The sequence below is a fragment of the Nonomuraea sp. NPDC005501 genome (assembly GCF_040605905.1).
Taxonomy (GTDB): domain Bacteria; phylum Actinomycetota; class Actinomycetes; order Streptosporangiales; family Streptosporangiaceae; genus Nonomuraea.
On the sequence record NZ_JBEXDT010000037.1, the window covers coordinates 22,010 to 38,885 of the forward strand.

Annotated in this window: 17 protein-coding genes; 14 read left to right on the forward strand and 3 right to left on the reverse strand. The window is 73.3% G+C overall.

Annotation, left to right across the window (positions count from 1 at the left end; translation table 11 throughout):
* Positions 1–24: 24 nt before the first annotated feature.
* Entirely contained in the window at positions 25–765 is a 741-nt protein-coding gene (locus ABZS51_RS19545) for a GntR family transcriptional regulator (RefSeq protein ID WP_355442673.1), read from the reverse strand.
* 118 nt (positions 766–883) lie between these two features.
* On the opposite strand from ABZS51_RS19545, the gene ABZS51_RS19550 reads away from it, so the two are divergent.
* The 11 genes from ABZS51_RS19550 to ABZS51_RS19600 all read left to right on the forward strand — a co-directional run bounded on the left by ABZS51_RS19550 (position 884) and on the right by ABZS51_RS19600 (position 9,814).
* A complete protein-coding gene (locus ABZS51_RS19550) occupies positions 884–1,918 on the forward strand; it encodes an SIS domain-containing protein (RefSeq protein WP_355442676.1) in 1,035 nt (344 codons plus the stop codon).
* Positions 1,919–1,977: 59 nt separating this feature from the next.
* On the forward strand, positions 1,978–2,214 hold the full coding sequence (locus tag ABZS51_RS19555; RefSeq protein ID WP_310715748.1) for a glucose PTS transporter subunit EIIB: 237 nt from the start codon (positions 1,978–1,980) through the stop codon (positions 2,212–2,214).
* An 11-nt stretch (positions 2,215–2,225) separates the two neighbouring features.
* The gene (locus ABZS51_RS19560; RefSeq protein ID WP_355442679.1) at positions 2,226–2,672 is read left to right on the forward strand and encodes a PTS glucose transporter subunit IIA; all 447 of its coding nucleotides are present in this window, start codon (positions 2,226–2,228) and stop codon (positions 2,670–2,672) included.
* A 114-nt stretch (positions 2,673–2,786) separates the two neighbouring features.
* Positions 2,787–3,044, forward strand: coding sequence for an HPr family phosphocarrier protein (locus ABZS51_RS19565; RefSeq protein WP_310715744.1), 258 nt, complete (start codon positions 2,787–2,789; stop codon positions 3,042–3,044).
* Positions 3,041–4,768, forward strand: coding sequence for a phosphoenolpyruvate--protein phosphotransferase (gene ptsP, locus ABZS51_RS19570; protein ID WP_355442682.1), 1,728 nt, complete (start codon positions 3,041–3,043; stop codon positions 4,766–4,768). The genes ABZS51_RS19565 and ptsP overlap by 4 nt, the downstream gene beginning before the upstream one ends.
* Before the next feature lie 120 nt (positions 4,769–4,888).
* Complete coding sequence (nagZ, locus tag ABZS51_RS19575) at positions 4,889–6,250, forward strand: beta-N-acetylhexosaminidase (RefSeq protein WP_355442685.1); 1,362 nt, start codon at positions 4,889–4,891, stop codon at positions 6,248–6,250.
* Positions 6,251–6,485: 235 nt separating this feature from the next.
* The gene (locus tag ABZS51_RS19580; protein ID WP_310715739.1) at positions 6,486–7,133 is read left to right on the forward strand and encodes an HAD family phosphatase; all 648 of its coding nucleotides are present in this window, start codon (positions 6,486–6,488) and stop codon (positions 7,131–7,133) included.
* 54 nt (positions 7,134–7,187) lie between these two features.
* Positions 7,188–7,769, forward strand: a complete 582-nt coding sequence (locus ABZS51_RS19585) for a hypothetical protein (RefSeq protein WP_355442689.1) — start codon at positions 7,188–7,190, stop codon at positions 7,767–7,769.
* Positions 7,770–7,868: 99 nt separating this feature from the next.
* Positions 7,869–8,318, forward strand: a complete 450-nt coding sequence (locus ABZS51_RS19590) for a DUF2690 domain-containing protein (RefSeq protein ID WP_355442692.1) — start codon at positions 7,869–7,871, stop codon at positions 8,316–8,318.
* Between the two features lie 93 nt (positions 8,319–8,411).
* Positions 8,412–9,038: an HAD family hydrolase gene (locus ABZS51_RS19595; RefSeq protein ID WP_310715733.1), complete on the forward strand. Its 627-nt coding sequence runs from the start codon at positions 8,412–8,414 to the stop codon at positions 9,036–9,038.
* An 83-nt stretch (positions 9,039–9,121) separates the two neighbouring features.
* A complete protein-coding gene (locus ABZS51_RS19600; protein ID WP_310715731.1) occupies positions 9,122–9,814 on the forward strand; it encodes a haloacid dehalogenase-like hydrolase in 693 nt (230 codons plus the stop codon).
* 3 nt (positions 9,815–9,817) lie between these two features.
* Here the strand turns inward: ABZS51_RS19600 and ABZS51_RS19605 are convergent, their stop codons facing one another.
* Positions 9,818–11,407 carry a penicillin-binding transpeptidase domain-containing protein gene (locus tag ABZS51_RS19605; protein ID WP_355442696.1) on the reverse strand — a complete coding sequence of 530 codons (1,590 nt, stop codon included), beginning with the start codon at positions 11,405–11,407 and terminating at the stop codon, positions 9,818–9,820.
* A 107-nt stretch (positions 11,408–11,514) separates the two neighbouring features.
* Between ABZS51_RS19605 and ABZS51_RS19610 the strand changes: the two genes are divergently transcribed.
* The 3 genes from ABZS51_RS19610 to ABZS51_RS19620 are packed head-to-tail and all read left to right on the forward strand — an operon-like array spanning position 11,515 to position 15,333.
* Complete coding sequence (locus ABZS51_RS19610) at positions 11,515–12,432, forward strand: LysR substrate-binding domain-containing protein (RefSeq protein WP_355442699.1); 918 nt, start codon at positions 11,515–11,517, stop codon at positions 12,430–12,432.
* A complete protein-coding gene (locus ABZS51_RS19615) occupies positions 12,429–13,286 on the forward strand; it encodes a serine hydrolase (RefSeq protein ID WP_310715726.1) in 858 nt (285 codons plus the stop codon). Before ABZS51_RS19610 ends, ABZS51_RS19615 begins: the two co-directional genes overlap by 4 nt.
* A 58-nt stretch (positions 13,287–13,344) precedes the next feature.
* Positions 13,345–15,333, forward strand: a complete 1,989-nt coding sequence (locus ABZS51_RS19620) for an acetoacetate--CoA ligase (protein WP_355442702.1) — start codon at positions 13,345–13,347, stop codon at positions 15,331–15,333.
* On the opposite strand, the gene ABZS51_RS19625 is transcribed toward ABZS51_RS19620, so the two are convergent.
* Positions 15,301–16,725: an FAD-binding oxidoreductase gene (locus tag ABZS51_RS19625; RefSeq protein ID WP_355442705.1), complete on the reverse strand. Its 1,425-nt coding sequence runs from the start codon at positions 16,723–16,725 to the stop codon at positions 15,301–15,303. The two genes, ABZS51_RS19620 and ABZS51_RS19625, sit on opposite strands and share 33 nt — an antisense overlap.
* Between the last annotated feature and the right edge of the window lie 151 nt (positions 16,726–16,876).

Consider the following 16,876-nt stretch of genomic DNA (forward strand, 5'->3'; position numbering starts at 1 on the left):
CTCCTGAGGGTGGGAGCCGGGCCCTCAGCCCCGTCTGGCGGGCATTTCCAGGATGGTACGCAACTGGTAGCGGTCGGCGCGGTAGGTCGAGACGCCCAGCTCGGCGCAGACGCCGCCGGCGAAGGACCTGCGCTGGAGCAGGAGCACGGCGCCGCCGCGCGGCAGCTTGAGCAGGTCGGCGTCGCTCGGGTCGGCGATGCCCCCGTCGATGGTCAGCTCGCCCGCGTCCATGACGAGGCCGTAGCGGCTCTCCAGGAGCTCGTACAGCGACTTGCCGGACAGGTCCAGCTCGCCGAGGCCGGGGGCGAGGCGGACGGGGATGTGCGCGCGCTCGATGGACAGCGGCTCGCCGTCGGCGGTGCGCAGGCGCTCGATGAAGTGGACCTCCTCGCCCGGCTGGATGCCCAGCTCCTTGGCCAGGTGGGCGCTGGCGCGCACGATCCGCCGGTCGAGGTCGCGCGAGCCGGGCTCCATGCCGCGGGCGCGCATGTCGTCGCTGAACGAGGTGAGCTGGAGGGCCAGCTCGATCTTGGGGCGGGCGACGAACGTGCCCTTGCCGGGCACGCGGTGCAGCCGCCCCTCGGACACCAGGTGGTCCACCGCCTGCCGGACGGTCATGCGGGACAGGCCGAAGCGCTGGCAGAGCTCCCGCTCGGACGGGATGGCCGCGCCGATGCTCAGCTCGTCGCTGTCGATGAGGTCCAGCAGGATCTCGCGCAGCTGGAAGTACTTGGGCACCGGGCTGTCCGGATCGATGTGGGCCACGGATCCTCCCCTCGATCTGACCTGGGCAATGGGCTATGGTTCGTACTGGTCTAGTCCGGACTAGACCACATGTCGCAAAACAGGGTCAAGTCCGAACGGTAACGATTGCGAGCGTGAGATGACCAGCAAGATGCGCAGCGAGATCGCCGAGCAACCCGCGGCGCTGAGGGCCACGCTCGACTCCCTGCTCCCCCGGGTCGGCGAGGTGCGGGCGCTGGGTGAGCGGACCCGCCAGCTGCTGTTCATCGCCCGCGGCACGTCGGACAACGCCGCAGTCTACGGCCGCTACCTCATCGAGTCGCGCGCGGGGAGGCTGGCCGCGCTCGCCGCGCCGTCCATCGCGACGACGTACCGCCGCAGGCTGGACCTGGACGGCGTGCTGGCCGTGGCGATCTCCCAGTCCGGCCGTACGGAGGAGATCGTGGAGACGCTGGCCTGGGCGAGCGACTGCGGCGCGAAGACCGTCGGCATCACCAACGGCGGTCCGGACAGCCCGCTCGCGCAGGCGGCCGACCTGGCGTTGTGCACGCTCGCCGGGGAGGAGAAGGCCGTCCCGGCCACGAAGACCTACACCACGCAGCTCGCCGCGCTGGCCGTGCTCGCGCTCGGCCTCGGCGCCGAGGTGGACGAGAAGGACCTCCAGCGGGTGCCGGACGCCGTCGAGGGGCTCATCGACGCGCCGGGCGACCTGGACGCCGTCGTCGAGGGCCTGGCCGACAAGCACGGCGCGGTGGTCTCGGCCCGCGGCCTGGCCTTCTCCACCGCCCTGGAGACCGCGCTCAAGCTCAAGGAGGCGTGCTACCTGCACGCCATGGGCCTGTCGTACGCCGACCTGCTGCACGGCCCGATCGCGGTCGTGGACGCCGAGACCCCCGCGCTGCTCCTCGCCGCGGAGAACAGCCCCACGCTGGCCGGGACCGTCGCCCTGGCCGAGCGGGTCGTCGCGGCCGGCGCGCCCGCGTTCACGATCGGCGGCGGCCCTGCGCTCGCCGCGGCCGGAACCGCCTCGCTCAACGGCCCGGACCTGCCGGAGTGGGTCGCGCCGATGGGGCTGATCGTCCCCGGTCAGCTCCTGACCGAGGCCCTGGCCCGCCGGCTCGGCGTCGACCCCGACGCCCCCCGCGGCCTCAACAAGGTGACGCAGACCGACTGAGCGGGACGGCGGTCACGGACGGTCGTCTAGCCTTGGTCGGACGGTAAGGAGGAGGACGGATGGCGGCGGATGCGAGCGCGATCATCGCCGGGCTCGGCGGTGCCGGGAACATCATCGACATCGAGCCCTGCATCACCCGGCTGCGGACCGAGGTGCGCGACGCGTCCAAGGTCGACCGAGCCGCCCTCAAGGCGGCGGGCGCCCACGCCGTGATGGCGGCCGGCAACGTGGTCCAGGTCGTCGTCGGCCCGGAGGCCGACACGATCGCCAGCGACATCGAGGACCTCATCGGCTAGAGGGCGAGACCATGACGACTGTTCTCGCCCCTGTCCAGGGGTCGGCGGTGGAGTTGGCGGCCGTCCCCGATCCGGTGTTCTCCGCTGGGATGGTGGGTCCCGGAGCGGCGATCGACCCGCTGAGGGAGCCCGGGAAGGCCGTGGCCCCCATATCGGGGAGAATCATGAAACTGCACCCGCATGCCTACGTGATCGTCGGCGACGACGGCAGAGGCGTGCTGGTACATCTCGGCATCGACACGGTGCAGCTCAAGGGCGAGGGGTTCGAGCTCCTCGCGGCGGAGGGCGACCGGGTCAGCGCCGGGCAGCCCGTCGTGGCCTGGGACCCGGCCGCGATCGAGGCGGGCGGGCGGTCGCCGGTCTGCCCGGTCGTCGCCCTCGACGCGGACGCCGGCTCGATCAGCGGCGTCGCGGCGGGAACCGTCCGGGTAGGGGAGGAGTTGTTCCGTTGGCTCTGACCCGTCTGGTCTGGCCGGGCGGTGATGACCCGCGTGGCTTCGCGCCTTTTCCGGCATCGATGATGGTAGGAGGTCCAGCACGGTCTGGACCGGCACAGGAAGAAGGAGTTTTTCATGCCTGAACGCAAGGTCACCGTGGTGGCGGAGGTGGGACTGCACGCCCGCCCGGCGGCCACGTTCGTGCGGGCGGCGGTCAAGGCGCCCATGGACGTCTCGATCGCCAAGCCGGGCCGCGACCCGGTCAACGCCAAGAGCATCCTGCAGATCCTCGCGCTGGACGTGCAGCAGGACGAGACGGTCGTGATCAAGGCCGAGGGCGACGGCGCCGACGCCGTCCTCGACGAGCTCGCGAAGATCGCCGGATCGCCATGAGCCTGGCGGGGGCGGGAGTGAGCCCGGGCGCCGGACACGGACCCGCGTACATCCTGACGGCGTCCGTCCCGGAACCCCCCGAGGACTCCGCCCACGCGGGCGACGCGGACGCCGAGAAGGAGCGCGCCCTGGCTGCCCTCCACCAGGTGGCGGGCGAGCTGGAGTCGCGGGCGGACCGGCTGGAGGCCGACCCCGACGCCCCGGGGCGCGAGGGCGCCGACATCCTGCGGGCGCAGGCGCTCATGGCCGCCGATCCCGGGCTGGCCGTGGGGGTGGAGGCGCTCGTCGACGAGGGGGTCGCCGCGCCGCGGGCGATCTTCTCCGCCTTCGCGAAGTACCGGGCGGCGCTGGCGGGCGCCGGGGGCTACCTGGGAGAGCGGGTGGCGGACCTCGACGACGTCCGCGACCGCGCGATCGCCCTGCTCACCGGCCACCCGCTGCCGGGCCTGCCCAGCGAGCCGGCCCCGCCCGCCGAGCCCGGCGGAGCGCCCCGGCCGTACGTGCTGATCGCGCGCGACCTCGCCCCCGCCGACACCGCGCTGCTGTCGAGAGCCGTCGTCGCCGCGTTCGTCACGGAGAAGGGCGGGCCGACCAGCCACACCGCGATCCTCGCCCGCGCGATGGGCGTGCCCGCCGTCGTCGGCTGCGCCGGCGCGACCGCCATCCCGCCCGGCACGACCGTCCTGGTCGACGGGACCTCCGGCGAGGTACGGCCCGACCCGACCGGTGAGGAGCTGGCCAGGGTCGCGGGCGCCGCCCGGGCCCGCCGGGCGGCCGTGGAGCGGGCGGGCGAGGCCGGCCGGACCCGTGACGGCCACCCCGTGCCGCTGCTCGCCAACATCGGCGGCCCCGGCGACCTGGACGCCGCCCTGCACCACGGGGCGGAGGGCGTGGGTCTCTACCGGACCGAGTTCCTCTTCCTGGGCAGGAGGCAGGCGCCGCCGGCCGAGGAGCAGGAGCGGGCCTACCGGGCGGCGCTGGCGGCCTTCCCCGGCCGCACGGTGGTGGCCCGCACGCTCGACGCCGGCGCCGACAAGCCGCTGGCCTTCCTGCCGCCTCCCGCCGAGGAGCCGAACCCGGCGCTGGGGGAGCGCGGCCTGCGGCTGCTGCGCAGGTTCGGGGACGTCCTGGACGTCCAGCTCGGGGCGCTCGCCAGGGCCGCCGCCTCCGAGACGGCCGAGCTCCAGGTCATGGCGCCCATGGTGGCCACGGCCGAGGAGGCCGCGTGGTTCGCGGAGGCGTGCCGGGCCAGGGGGCTGCCCCGGGCGGGAGTGATGATCGAGGTGCCGGCGGCGGCGCTGCGGGCCGCGAGCCTGGCCGCCGAGGTGGACTTCCTGTCGATCGGCACCAACGACCTCGCGCAGTACGCGTTCGCCGCGGACCGGGAGCTCGGCACGCTGGGCGACCTCCAGGACCCGTGGCAGCCCGCGCTGCTCGACCTCGTCCACCTGACCGCCGCCGGCGCGTCGGGGGCGGGACGGCCGTGCGGTGTCTGCGGGGAGGCGGCGGCCGATCCGGCCCTGGCCTGTGTGCTGGTGGGGCTCGGGGTCACGTCGCTGTCCATGGGGGCGGCCGCGCTGCCGGCCGTGCGGGCGGGGCTGGGGGAGCACACGCTGGACCAGTGCCGGCGGGCGGCCGAGGCGGCCCGCGCGGCCATGAGCCCGGCTCAGGCCCGCACCGCCGCCCGCGCCGAGCTCCCGGCCCTCACCGCCCTCGGCCTGTGACCGGACGGCCTCGTGACCTGCGGCTTGTGACTCGCGGTGGCGCGCCTGGCCCGTCCGCCGTGGGCTGCCGGTAGCCGCGCGCGGCGCCGAGGGGGCCGTGGCGTGGATACGGTTGGAGGCATGTCTGGACGGATCGGCATGGCAGGGCTGCTCGTGTTCGCGTTGACGGCGTGCGGGGGAGGCGGCACGGCGGGGGCGACACCGGGCACCCGCGCCGCCGCCCCACCCGCCGCGCCCACCTCCTCCACGGCCTCCCCCACGGGCACCGCCCCGGCCGGTGAGGACACCCCGGCGAGCACGTCCCGGGCCTCCGCGCCGAGCCGTGTCCCCGCCGCGAGCGGCGACGTGCGCCGGGTGCTGGCCCGGATGAGCGCGGAGGAGAAGGTCGGCCAGCTCTTCATGCCCGTCCTGTACGGCACGGCCGCCGGCACGGTGTCCGGCGAGAACCAGGCCAGGTACGGCGCCCAGACCCCGGCCAAGGTCATCGCCAGGTACCACCTCGGCGGTGTCATCCTCTTCCCCGCCAACATCAAGAGCGTCTCGCAGGTCGTCGCCCTCACCAACGGCCTGCAGGCCGCGTCCCCGCGCGTGCCGCTGATCATCGGCACCGACCAGGAGAACGGCCTGGTGTCCCGGATGGGCGCGCTGATGACGACGTTCCCGGGCGCCTCCACCGTGGGCGCCACCCGGAACCCGGCGCGGGCGCGGGCCGTCGCCGAGGCGACCGGCGAGGAACTGCGCGCCGTCGGCGTCAACCTGGACTTCGCCCCCGTCGCGGACGTCAACGTCAACCCGGACAACCCCGTCATCGGCCGGCGGGCCTACGGCGACGAGCCGGCGAAGGTCGCCACGATGGTCTCGGCCGCGGTCAAGGGCTTCGGCGACGCCGGGGTGGCCGCCACCGCCAAGCACTTCCCCGGCCACGGCGACACCGACGTCGACAGCCACACCGGGCTCCCGGTGATCAAGCACACGCGCGCGCAGTGGGAGCGGATCGACGCGCCGCCGTTCAGGGCGGCCATCGCGGCCGGGGTGGACGCGGTGATGAGCGCGCACATCGTGTTCCCGAAGCTCGACCCGTCGGGCGACCCCGCGACGCTGTCCAAGCCCATCCTGACCGGGCTGCTGCGGGAGAAGCTCGGCTTCAAGGGCGTGATCTCCACCGACGCGCTCAACATGGAGGGCGTGCGCAAGAAGTACGGCGACGGCGAGGTGGCCGTGCGCGCCGTGCTGGCCGGCGCCGACCTGCTGCTCATGCCCAACGACCTGCCCAAGGCGTACGACGCGGTGCTGTCCGCCGTGAAGTCGGGACGGATCAGCCGCGCCCGGCTCGACCAGTCCGTGACGCGGCTGCTGACCCTGCGGCAGGCCCGTGGCTTCCTGCCCGCGGCGCCGCGGGCCTCGGCGGCCGAGGCGGCCGGCGTGCTGCGCTCGGCCGAGCACCGCCGCCTGGCCGCCCGTGTCGCCCGCGAGGGCGGGTGACCGTCCCTGGGATCAGTGCTCGCCGTGCAGGCCGTTCGCGACGAAGATCGCGGCCAGGAGGGTGAACAGGCGGTCATCACGATCGTCATGGCCACGGCCGGCTCGCCGACCCCCTGGAAGGATTCAACCAGGTAATCCGGTGATCCTTTATCCGGGAATAGTGCCCATCATCGCCACACGTGCGACGCTCTACGCTTGGAGCGGAGCAGGAGCGGGAGCGGTCCGAGGAGGCGGTGTGGTAGCGGGTGTTCTGATCGACTGGGGCGGGGTGCTGACCACCAGCATGTCCGACTCCATCGCGAAGTGGATCGCGGCCGACCGCATCGACCACGCCCACTATCACGCGGTCATGAGCGAGATGGTGCACCAGGCGTACGGCGACGCGGAGGAGGAGACGGTCGTCCACGCGCTGGAGCGTGGCGAGCTGGACGGCTCCGTCTTCGAGCGTGACCTGGCCGCCCGGCTGCTGACCCTCGACGGGGTGCCGCCGGAGGCGGAGGGCCTGCTGGAGCGGATGTTCGTCGGCTTCGAGCGCGCCGAGGCCATGTACGACATGCTGCGGGCGGTCAAGCGGCACGGGCTGCGCACGTGCCTGCTGTCCAACTCGTGGTCCAACACCTACCCGCGCGACGACTGGGACGAGATCTTCGACGCGGTCGTGATCTCCGGCGAGGTCGGCATGCGCAAGCCGGAGCCCCGCATCTTCCGGCACGCCCTCGACCTGCTGGCGCTGCCGGGCGAGTCGTGCGTGTTCATCGACGACATCGAGGCCAACATCGCCGCGGCCCGCGCCCTCGGCATCCACGGCATCCACCACCGCGACCCCGAGACGACCATCGCGTCCCTCGAGTCGCTCCTCCAGATCCCCCTCCGACCGGCATGATGGTGCCCTCGCACCCTGCCGACCGGTGCCTCCGCACGCTCTGAAAGGTTCCTGATGCGCGTCTACCTGCCGTGCACGCTGCCCGCCCTCGCCCGCGCGGTGGAGGCGGGCGAGCTGGGCCCGGCCCCGCTGACCGGTTACGCGGTGACGCCCGCGCTGACCGAGTGGTACGCCTCGGGCGACACCGAGGAGCTCGAGTACGTCGCGCTCACCGAGGCCGCCCGCGCCTCCCTGAGGCTGCTGGCCGCGGACCGCCCCGCCGAGCCCGTGAAGCCCGGGGACGAGCCGCCGGCAGGCGACGAGCCGCGGCCCGAGAAGGACGAGGACGGCCACGCGTGGGCGCCGCGGCGGGTGGTGGTGGCCGCCGAGGTGCCCGACGACACGCTGAAGGCCGGCGCCGACCTGGAGGAGCGGGCCACGGTGCGGCTGACGCGCCCGGTGCCGATGTCCAAGGTCGCCGCGGTGCACGTGGACGACCTGTACGCCGTGCCCGACATCGGGGCGGCCATCGAAGCGCTGCCCGCCTCCGACGCGGGCGACGACGACGCCCGCTTCACCGTGGACGGCGCCGAGGCGCACGAGCTCATGTGGTACGCCACGCAGGAGATCCCGCACCTGCTCCGAGAAGATCATTAGGGACATGTTAAATACCGGGTAAAGTGCCTTGACCCTTTCTTGATCGGACTGGCTAAGATCACAGGCTGGACTTGTCCCTGACAGAAGGAGTCTGTTCCTGTGAAGCTTCGAGCAGTGGTGACCGCGGTCGGCGCGCTGGCCACGGCCCTCATCGTGACGTCCCCCGCCCAGGCGGCCTCCGCCCGCGGGTACGACCACAAGGACCCCTACCAGACCGGGTGCGGCAACTCCGCCCGCACCGTCCGCACCGGGAAGATCAACAGCCAGCTCGACGGCAAGATCGGCACCGTCATGCTCAAGTACTCGTACCGGTGCAAGACCAACTGGGTCGAGATCAGCACGATCACCGCCGGCTACGGCTCGATCACCGTCCAGAACGCCAGGGGCACGGTGGACACCTTCCAGTTCAAGAAGGGCAACGGCGGCCGCCACTGGGGCAACATGGTGAACGGCAACAACATCTGCGCCTGGGGCAGCGCCAGCGTGAAGTGGGGCAGCGGCCAGGGCGGCCAGCGCGGTTCCGGGGGCACCGGCCAGGCCTGCAAGTAGCGGCCCGTCCCCGACGGGCGCAGCCGCGGTCCAGGGGGCCGCGGCCCGTCCGTCCACCGGGATGTCACCGCCGGCAGCTAGTCTGGAACGGCCATGACGAAGCACATCATCTGGGACTGGAACGGCACGCTCTTCCACGACATCGACGCCGTCGTCGGAGCGACCAACGAGGTCTTCAGCTCCTACCAGCTGCCCCCTCTCACCGCTGACGGCTTCCGCGCCGTCTACACCCGGCCCATCTGGCTGGCCTACGAGCGGCTGCTGGGCCGCCCGCTGACCGAGGGCGAGTGGGAGACGCTCGACACCGGTTTCCACGAGCACTACTTCCGGCTGAGCGTGGCCTGCGGCCTGGCCGAGGGCGCGCTGGCCACGCTGGCGAGCTGGACGGGCACGCAGTCGCTGTGCTCGATGGCCCCCCACTCCCACCTGGTGCCGATCGTCGAGTCGTTCGGCATCACCGGTCACTTCACCCGGGTGGACGGGCTGGTCGGGGTCACCGGCGGCGAGAAGGCCGAGCACATGGCGGCCCACATCGAGGCGCTCGACGTCGAGCCCGGCCAGGTGCTGGTGATCGGCGACAGCGTCGACGACGGCATCGCCGCCCGCCACGTGGGGGCGCGGGCCGTCCTCTACACGGGCGGCATGACCTCGCGGGCGGACCTGGAGGCCACGGGCCTGCCGGTCGTCGACACCCTGGCCCAGGCCCTCGACCACATCTGACGGCCGCCGGGTTCGGGAGCCACGCCGGTTCCCCCGGCCGTACCCTTGCAGGGTCCCCCCAGGAGGCCGCCATCAACCGCCTAGTGCTCTGGAACATCGACCTGACCCTGGTCGACGTCGCCATCGTCACCCGTGACGCCTACGCCGAGGCGTTCCGCGCCGTGACCGGCCGCCCGCTCGTCAAGCTCGCCCCGGCGCTGGGCCGCCCCGACTCCGAGATCGTCTTCGAGACCCTGGCCGTCAACGGCGTCGTGGCCGAGGACGCCCACCTGCCCAAGTTCCTCGCGGCGCTGGCCTCGGCCTTCGCCGACCGGCGCGGCCGGCTGCCGAAGGAGGGCCGGGCGATGCCCGGGGCCAAGGACGCGCTCAAGGCCGTGGCCCGGCTCGACGGCGTGGTCCAGTCCGTGCTGACCGGCACGATCAAGGGCAATGCCGTCCTGAAGCTGAAGGCGTTCGGCCTGGACAAGCACATCGACTTCGACCTCGGCGGCTACGGCGAGGAGGCCTACCCGAAGGCGACGCTGCTCCAGGTCGCGCAGGGGCGGGCCAGGCAGCGGCTCGGCACGCCGTTCACGGCCGCCAACACGGTGGTCATCGGCGACTCGGCGCGCGACGTCCAGGCCGCCCGGATCGGCGGCGCGGCGATGATCGCGGTGGCCTCGGGCCGCTCGACCACGGCCGAGCTGCGCGAGGCCGGGGCCGACATCGTGCTGCCCGACCTGTCCGACGCCGCCGAGGTGGTGGCCGCCGTCGCCCGCCTCACCACCCCGGCGTGACGCTCAGGCGAGCGCCTTGAGGAAGCGGGCCGCGACCGGGGCGGCGACGGCCGACCCGGCTCCGGCGCCCTCCACGATCACCGCGAACGCCAGGTCGCCGCGGTAGCCGACGAACCACGAGTGCGCGGGCGGCTCCTTGCCCGAGCCGTACTCCGCCGTGCCGGTCTTGCCGGCCGTGCCCTTCGGGAAGCTGACGTCGTGCGCCGTGCCGTCGGTCACGACGGCCGGCATGAGGTCGCGCAGCGCCCGCACGACGTTCTGCTCCAGAGGACGGGGCCGGAGCGTGTGGTCCGGCATCCGTTCCTCCGGGACCAGCCGGGGCGGCCACCAGGCGCCGGCGGCGACGGCCGCGGCGACGGAGGCCATGTTGAGCGGGCTGGCCAGCACCCGGCCCTGCCCGATGGCGGCGGAGGCGAGGTCCGTGTCGTCCTTCGGCGCCGGGAACTCCGCCTTCACGGCCGGCACGCCCGGCGTGATCGCCGCGCCGAACCCGAAGTCGGCGGCCACCTTGGCGAGCCGGTCGGCGCCGAGCCGGTCCACCGTCATCGCGCCGAAGGTGGTGTTGCACGAGTGGGCGAAGGCGCCGCGGAAGGGCAGCGTGCCGTAGTCCTTGAAGCCGGCGTTGTGGAAGGGGAAGCCGCCGATGTTCTGCTCGGCGGGGCAGTTCACCTGCGCGTCGGCCTTCGCGCCGTCCGCGACCAGCGCGGAGGCGGTGACGACCTTGAACGTGGACCCGGGCGGGTACTTGCCGAGCAGCGCCCGGTTGAAGCCGCCGGGCTTGTTGACCACGGCGAGGATCTCGCCGGTGGAGGGCCGCAGCGCGACCAGCGAGGCCGGCTTGTCCACGCCCTCCAGCGCCCGGGCGCCCGCCCGGTGCACCTTGAGGTCGATCGTGGTCTTCAGCGACTCCTTCCCCGTGGCCTTGACGAGGGTCTCGACCGGCTGCTCACCCTCGTAGAGCTCGATCGTGCTCTCCTTGTAGGGGGCGAACCAGTCGGGGTACGTCTGCTTGAGGCCCTCGACGAGCTGCTGCACGGAGCCGGGCGTGCCGGGGGTGTCGATGCGCTCGCCGCCGGCGGCGAGGACGTGCGCCGGCTCGCCCGGCCGGGTGATCGTCCGCAGCGACCTGCCCTTCCTGAGCAGGCGGTGGATGGTGGCCGGGCTCCAGGCGATCTTCCACGTGCCGCCGCGCTCGACGAGCTTGAGCTCACCGTCGTAGTCCCAGTCCTTCACTCCTTGGAGCCCGGCGTCGAAGGACACGGTCCCGTCGTCCCCCACGCTCTGGGCGAAGACCCCGTTCGGTATGTCGCGGTGAAAGGAGGCGCGCTCCGCCTGGAGATCGGTGAGGAACCGCCGGTGCCAGTCCTCGAAGTCGGCGGGCGGGTCGGCGACGAGGCGGCGCATCGCCGCGTAGTCCTGTGCCGACCACGCGTTCAGGTAGGCGTCGGCGGTCTGCTCCGGCGAGCCCTCGGTGCGTAGCGCCCAGAGCGTGCCGCCGGCCGCGAGCGCCGGGACGAGAAGTGCCGCGGTGATCCACGGCCACCTGCGCCGCCTGCGCGGCCGTGGGCTCTCCTCCCTGAGATGGGCGTACATTGTCCCCGTTGGTGGTGCCATGAGGTGAGAAGACCAGAATGACCTGCGCCCTGTCCAATACTGATATGGGCGAAGAAGTGATATGAGTTCAGATATAGTTGCTGCTCATGGACCTCGTCCGGCACCTTCGCTACTTCATCGTGGTGGCGGAGGAACTCCACTTCGGCAATGCCGCGATCCGGCTCGGCATGGCACAGCCGCCGCTCAGCCAGCGGATCAAGCGCCTGGAGGAGGAGCTCGGCGTGCGGCTGTTCGACCGCTCCGCCCGGCAGGTCCGGCTCACCGAGCCCGGCCGGCTGCTGCTCGGCGAGGCCCGCGAGATCGTCGCCCGGGTCGACCGGCTGCGTGAGCTGGCCCGCCACGGCCAGGGCGCCGTGCTGCGCGTCGGCGTCCCGCCCGACCTCGCGCCCGCCGTGATCGCCGGGCTCGTCGCCGGCTTCCGGGAGAGCCACCCCGGGATACGGCTCGCGCCCGCCGAGATCTGGACGGCCGAGCAGGTCGCCGCGCTGGCCGAGGGCGCCATCGACGTCGGCATCGTGCGCCACCCCGTCACCGCGCCCGGCCTGCTGTTCGGCCCGGCCCTGGTGCAGCCGCAGGGCGTGCTGCTGGCCGAGGAGGACCAGCTGGCCCGGGGCGGCGAGCTGCACCTGGCCGACCTGGCCGGCCGCGAGCTGCTGATGCCGCCCCGCGAGGGCGAGCCGGGCGTCCACGCGGAGGTGCTGGCCGAATGCCGCCGCCAGGGGTACGTGCCGCCGCAGGTCCACGAGGGCGCCGGGCTGGGCCTGGTGCTCGCCGGCGCGGCCGTCGCGTTCGGGCCGCGGGCGGAGCTGCCGGGGCTGGCCTGGCGCCCGCTGCTAGGCTCGCCGATCGCCGGTCGGGTCTCCACAGCCTGGCGGGCCGAGAGCGAAGCGGTCGCCGCGTTCTCCGCGATGGCCGTACGAACCCTGAAGGAGCGCGCCGGGATGGTGGACGAGGGCGCGGCGCCCGTGCGGCGGGTCAGCCGGCGGCCGGGAGTGCTGGCATGAGCGGGCCGGACTTCGGCGGCGTGTTCCGCGCGGCGGGCGTCACCGGCTGGCTGCACGCGACCGACATCGACACCGGCAGGCAGGTGGGGCACGGCTCCGACGACCCGGTGCCGACGGCGTCGGTGTTCAAGGTGCCGCTGCTGGTCGCCTTCTGCCGGCAGGCCGACGCCGGGCTGCTCGACCCGGCCGCGCCGGTGACCGTGCGGGCGGGCGAGCGGGTCTTCGGGCCCACGGGGCTGTCGGCCATGCTGGACGACGTCACGATGTCGCTGCGGGACCTCGCCTACCTGATGATCGCGGTCAGCGACAACACCGCCGCGGACGTGCTGTCGGAGCAGGTGGGGTTCGAGGCGATCAACGCCATGCTGGCCGGGTTCGGGCTGACGGGCACCCGGGTCCGGCAGAAGGCGGCCGACCTCTACGCGAGCATGGCCGAGGACGCCGGCCACAACTGGCCGTACCTCGACCTGGAGGAGATCGACCGGCTGCGCGTGCTCGACCCGCGGCGCACCAACCGCAGCACGCCGCGCGAGATGGCCACGCTGTTCGGGCTCATCTGGCGGGACGAGGCCGCCTCCCCCTCCTCCTGCGCCTGGATGCGGGCCGTGCTGAACAAGCAGGTGTGGCCGCACCGGCTGGCCTCCGGCTTCCCGTACGACGACGTGGACGTCAGCGGCAAGACCGGCACGCTGCCGACGCTGCGCAGCGAGGCGGGCGTGGTCGAGTACCCCGACGGCGGCCGGTACGCGGTGGCGGTGTTCACCCGGTCCTTCAGCCCCGCGGTCAACCAGCCGCGCGCCGACGCCGTGATCGGCACGGCCGCGCGTATGGCGGTGGACCACCTGAGGCGCTAGCTAGTTGTGTGGCGGATCGGGTATGACTTCCGGCCACACGGGCGACAGGATGGGGCACATGGTTGTTGAAGGGGCACTTCTCTGGGAGCCGACCGAAGAGATCGTCAAGCAGGCCAAGCTCACCCGGTACCTGGAGTGGCTCGGCCGGGCGGGGGCGGGCTACGAGGAGGTGTGGCGGTGGTCCGTCGAGCGTCCGGAGGACTTCTGGACGTCGATCTGGGACCACTTCGAGGTCGTCGGCGAGCGTGGTGACGGGCCCGTCATCTCCGGGACGATGCCGGGCGCCGAATGGTTCACCGGAAGCAGCCTCAACTACGCGGAGAACGCGCTGCGCCACTCCGGGGGCACGGCCGTGGTGTTCGTCTCGGAGGACGGCGCCCGCCAGGAGATCGGCCACGAGGAGCTGCGCGAGGAGGTCGCCCGCGTCCGGGCCGGCCTGGTGCGCCTCGGCGTCGGCCGCGGCGACCGCGTCGCCGCCTACCTGCCGAACATCCCGCAGGCGCTCGTCGCCTTCCTCGCCACCGCCTCCCTCGGCGCGATCTGGTCGGCCGGCTCGCCCGACTTCGGGGTGGCGAGCATCGTCGACCGGTTCAAGCAGATCGAGCCCAAGGTGCTGATCGCGGTCGACGGCTACCGCTACAACGGCAAGGCCTACGACCGCTCGACCGCGGTGAACGAGATCGCCGCCGCGCTGCCGTCGCTGCGCGCCACCGTGTGGATCCCGTACCTGTCGGCGGCGGCCGAGGGCCTGCCGCCCCAGCAGGCCGAGCCCGCCCCCGGTCCGGCGCGGTCGCTCCCGCACGGCGAGGTGATCGGCTGGGAGGGGCTGCGCTCGGAGAGCGGCCCGCTGGAGTTCGAGCGGGTGCCGTTCGGCCACCCGCTGTGGATCCTCTACTCCAGCGGCACCACCGGCCTGCCCAAGCCCATCGTCCACGGGCACGGCGGCGTGGTGCTGGAGCACCTGAAGTCCCTCTCCTTCCACCAGGACCTCGGCGAGGGGGACGTGTTCTTCTGGTACACCACCACGGGCTGGATGATGTGGAACTACCTCATCGGCGCCCTGCTGGTGGGGGCCGTCCCGGTGCTGTACGACGGCTCGGCCACGCATCCCTCACCCGCCACCCTGTGGCGGATCGCCGCCTCGGAGGGCGTCACCTACTTCGGGGTGGGCGCGCCGTACATCATGGCCTCCCTCAAGGCGGGTCTCCACCCCGAGGGGCTGGAGCGGCTGCGCGGCGTCGGCTCGACCGGCTCGCCGCTGTCGCCGGAGGGCTTCGCCTGGGTGCACGAGGAGCTGCCGGGCGTGCCGATCGGCTCGTTCTCGGGCGGCACGGACGTGTGCACCGGCTTCGTCGGCGCCACCGTGCTGCACCCCATCCGGGCGGGCGTCATCCCGTGCCGCTCGCTGGGCGCCGCCGTGGACGCCTACGACCCCGAGGGGCGGCCGGTCGTCGGCGAGGTGGGGGAGCTGGTGCTCACCCGGCCGATGCCGTCGATGCCGGTCAAGTTCTGGAACGACCCCGAGGGCGAGCGCTACCGCGAGAGCTACTTCGACGTCTACCCCGGCGTCTGGCGGCACGGCGACTGGATCAAGATCGACGACGACGGGAGCTGCGTCATCTACGGCCGCTCCGACTCCACCCTCAACCGGGGCGGCGTCCGGATGGGCACGAGCGAGTTCTACCGGGTGGTCGAGCGGTTCGAGGACATCGCCGACAGCCTGGTCATCGACACCGGCGTGCTCGGCCAGGAGGGCAGGCTGCTGCTGTACGTGACCCTGGCCGAGGGGGCCGAGCTGACCGACGAGCTGACGCGCGCCCTGTGCGTGGCGCTGCGCGACGAGCTGTCGCCCCGGCACGTGCCCAACGAGATCCGGGCGGTCCCCGGGATCCCGCGCACCCTGTCGGGCAAGAAGCTGGAGGTGCCGGTCCGCAGAATCCTCCTCGGCACCCCCGTCGAGCAGGCCGCCAACCCCGACGCCATGGCCAACCCGGAGGTCCTGGAGCACTTCAGGCTAGACCCCCTGAGGGAGCCGGAACAGGCGTGACGGGTCGTAGACGGCCTTGACCTGGGCCAGGCGGGCGGCGTTCGCCCCGTAGTAGGCGGTACGCCAGTTCTTCAGGTCCGGGTCGATGTAGTTGACGTAGGCGTGCTCGCCGAAGTGCGGGGCCATGGCGCTCTGGATCCGGCGCAGCCAGGCGCGGTCGTTGCCCTCCTGGTAGTACTGCACGCTGTACAGCGCCGCCCGGTGGGGGAAGGCCGTCGCGTCGGGCCGTACCCGGGCGACGGCGCCGCCCATGGCGTCGAACAGCACCGAGTGCGGCCCGGGGCGGCTCACCTCGGCCACCAGCGCCCGCACCCCGTCGGGGGTGAGCGGCCGGTAGGCCAGGTGTGACTTGGCGGCGAAGGCGGCCCGGCCCAGCCGCCCGTGCGGCGAGGGATGGCACTGGTCCACGGTCAGCGACGAGCACCCGCCCATCACCTTCATCGCCTGGAGGTACGAGGTCCGGTAGACGGTGCGGGACGCCGGGCGGCCGATCCGGGCCACGACGGGGGCGAGCAGCCGATCCAGCTCGGCCTTGCCGCCCAGGTGCACCCCGGTGATCCGCACCTCCGGCCCGCCCGGGTCGCGCGTGAGGTGCAGCGTGGACCACAGCTCGTCGGGCGCGGCGGGCGCCCACTCCTGCCAGGCCGCCAGCGCGGCCGCCGCCTTCGCCCAGGTCCAGCGCAGGAAGAACACGTTCAGGTCGCTCGTCGCGTGGGTGCGGAACGTGAACGACACGGCGACGCCGAAGTTGCCGCCGCCACCTCCCCGGCACGCCCAGAACAGGTCGGGATGGTTCCGCTCGTCGCAGTCCAGCACCCGGCCGTCGGCCGTCACGATCCGTACGGACTCCAGCGTGTCGCAGGTCAGGCCGTACTTCCTGGACAGCACGCCGATGCCGCCGCCCAGCGCGAGGCCGCCCACCCCGACCGTGGGGCAGGTGCCTGCCGGGACGCCCACCCCGTGCCGGGCCAGCGTGGAGTACACGTCGATCAGCTTGGCCCCGGCCCCGACCGTCGCCCGGCCGTCCGCGTAGCCGACCTTGTTCATCCGGGAGACGTCCACGACCAGGCCGGTGCCGCTGGACCAGCCCGCGTAGGAGTGGCCGCCGGAGCGGGCGGTGACCGGCAGCCCGTTCGCGCGGACGAACGCCAGGCAGCGCGCGACGTCGGCCGGGCCGGCGCAGTAGGCGACGCCGCGCGGCCTGATCCGGTCGAAGACCGGGTTGAACAGGCGGCGGGCCGAGCCGTAGCCGGAGTCGCCGGGCAGCACCAGCGTGCCCGACAGCCCGCGCCGCAGTTTCGCCCAGTCCGGCGCCCGGGTGTGCCCGGTGGAGAGCACGGGAGCCAGCACAGGGGCGAGCGCCGCGGCGCGGAGGAAGTGGCGGCGGTCCATGATCGGCTCCCAGCGGTCATCGTCGGTACATCCGGTGAGATGCCGCCGTGGACGTGCGGGTTCATCACGATCTGATGTATGCGCGCAGGACACGCCCGTCGCAGGCGCGCGCGGGGAGCCCCGGGCCCGCCGGAGCCCCTCCCGGCGGGCC

Bases quoted from the DNA above. Each gene is read 5' to 3' on its own strand.
- ABZS51_RS19550 (WP_355442676.1), top strand. From the start codon at position 884: ATGACCAGCAAGATGCGCAGCGAGATCGCCGAGCAACCCGCGGCGCTG.
- ABZS51_RS19555 (WP_310715748.1), top strand. From the start codon at position 1,978: ATGGCGGCGGATGCGAGCGCGATCATCGCCGGGCTCGGCGGTGCCGGG.
- ABZS51_RS19560 (WP_355442679.1), top strand. From the start codon at position 2,226: ATGACGACTGTTCTCGCCCCTGTCCAGGGGTCGGCGGTGGAGTTGGCG.
- ABZS51_RS19565 (WP_310715744.1), top strand. From the start codon at position 2,787: ATGCCTGAACGCAAGGTCACCGTGGTGGCGGAGGTGGGACTGCACGCC.
- ptsP (WP_355442682.1), top strand. From the start codon at position 3,041: ATGAGCCTGGCGGGGGCGGGAGTGAGCCCGGGCGCCGGACACGGACCC.
- nagZ (WP_355442685.1), top strand. From the start codon at position 4,889: ATGTCTGGACGGATCGGCATGGCAGGGCTGCTCGTGTTCGCGTTGACG.
- ABZS51_RS19585 (WP_355442689.1), top strand. From the start codon at position 7,188: ATGCGCGTCTACCTGCCGTGCACGCTGCCCGCCCTCGCCCGCGCGGTG.
- ABZS51_RS19595 (WP_310715733.1), top strand. From the start codon at position 8,412: ATGACGAAGCACATCATCTGGGACTGGAACGGCACGCTCTTCCACGAC.
- ABZS51_RS19605 (WP_355442696.1), bottom strand. From the start codon at position 11,407: ATGTACGCCCATCTCAGGGAGGAGAGCCCACGGCCGCGCAGGCGGCGC.
- ABZS51_RS19610 (WP_355442699.1), top strand. From the start codon at position 11,515: ATGGACCTCGTCCGGCACCTTCGCTACTTCATCGTGGTGGCGGAGGAA.
- ABZS51_RS19615 (WP_310715726.1), top strand. From the start codon at position 12,429: ATGAGCGGGCCGGACTTCGGCGGCGTGTTCCGCGCGGCGGGCGTCACC.
- ABZS51_RS19620 (WP_355442702.1), top strand. From the start codon at position 13,345: ATGGTTGTTGAAGGGGCACTTCTCTGGGAGCCGACCGAAGAGATCGTC.
- ABZS51_RS19625 (WP_355442705.1), bottom strand. From the start codon at position 16,725: ATGGACCGCCGCCACTTCCTCCGCGCCGCGGCGCTCGCCCCTGTGCTG.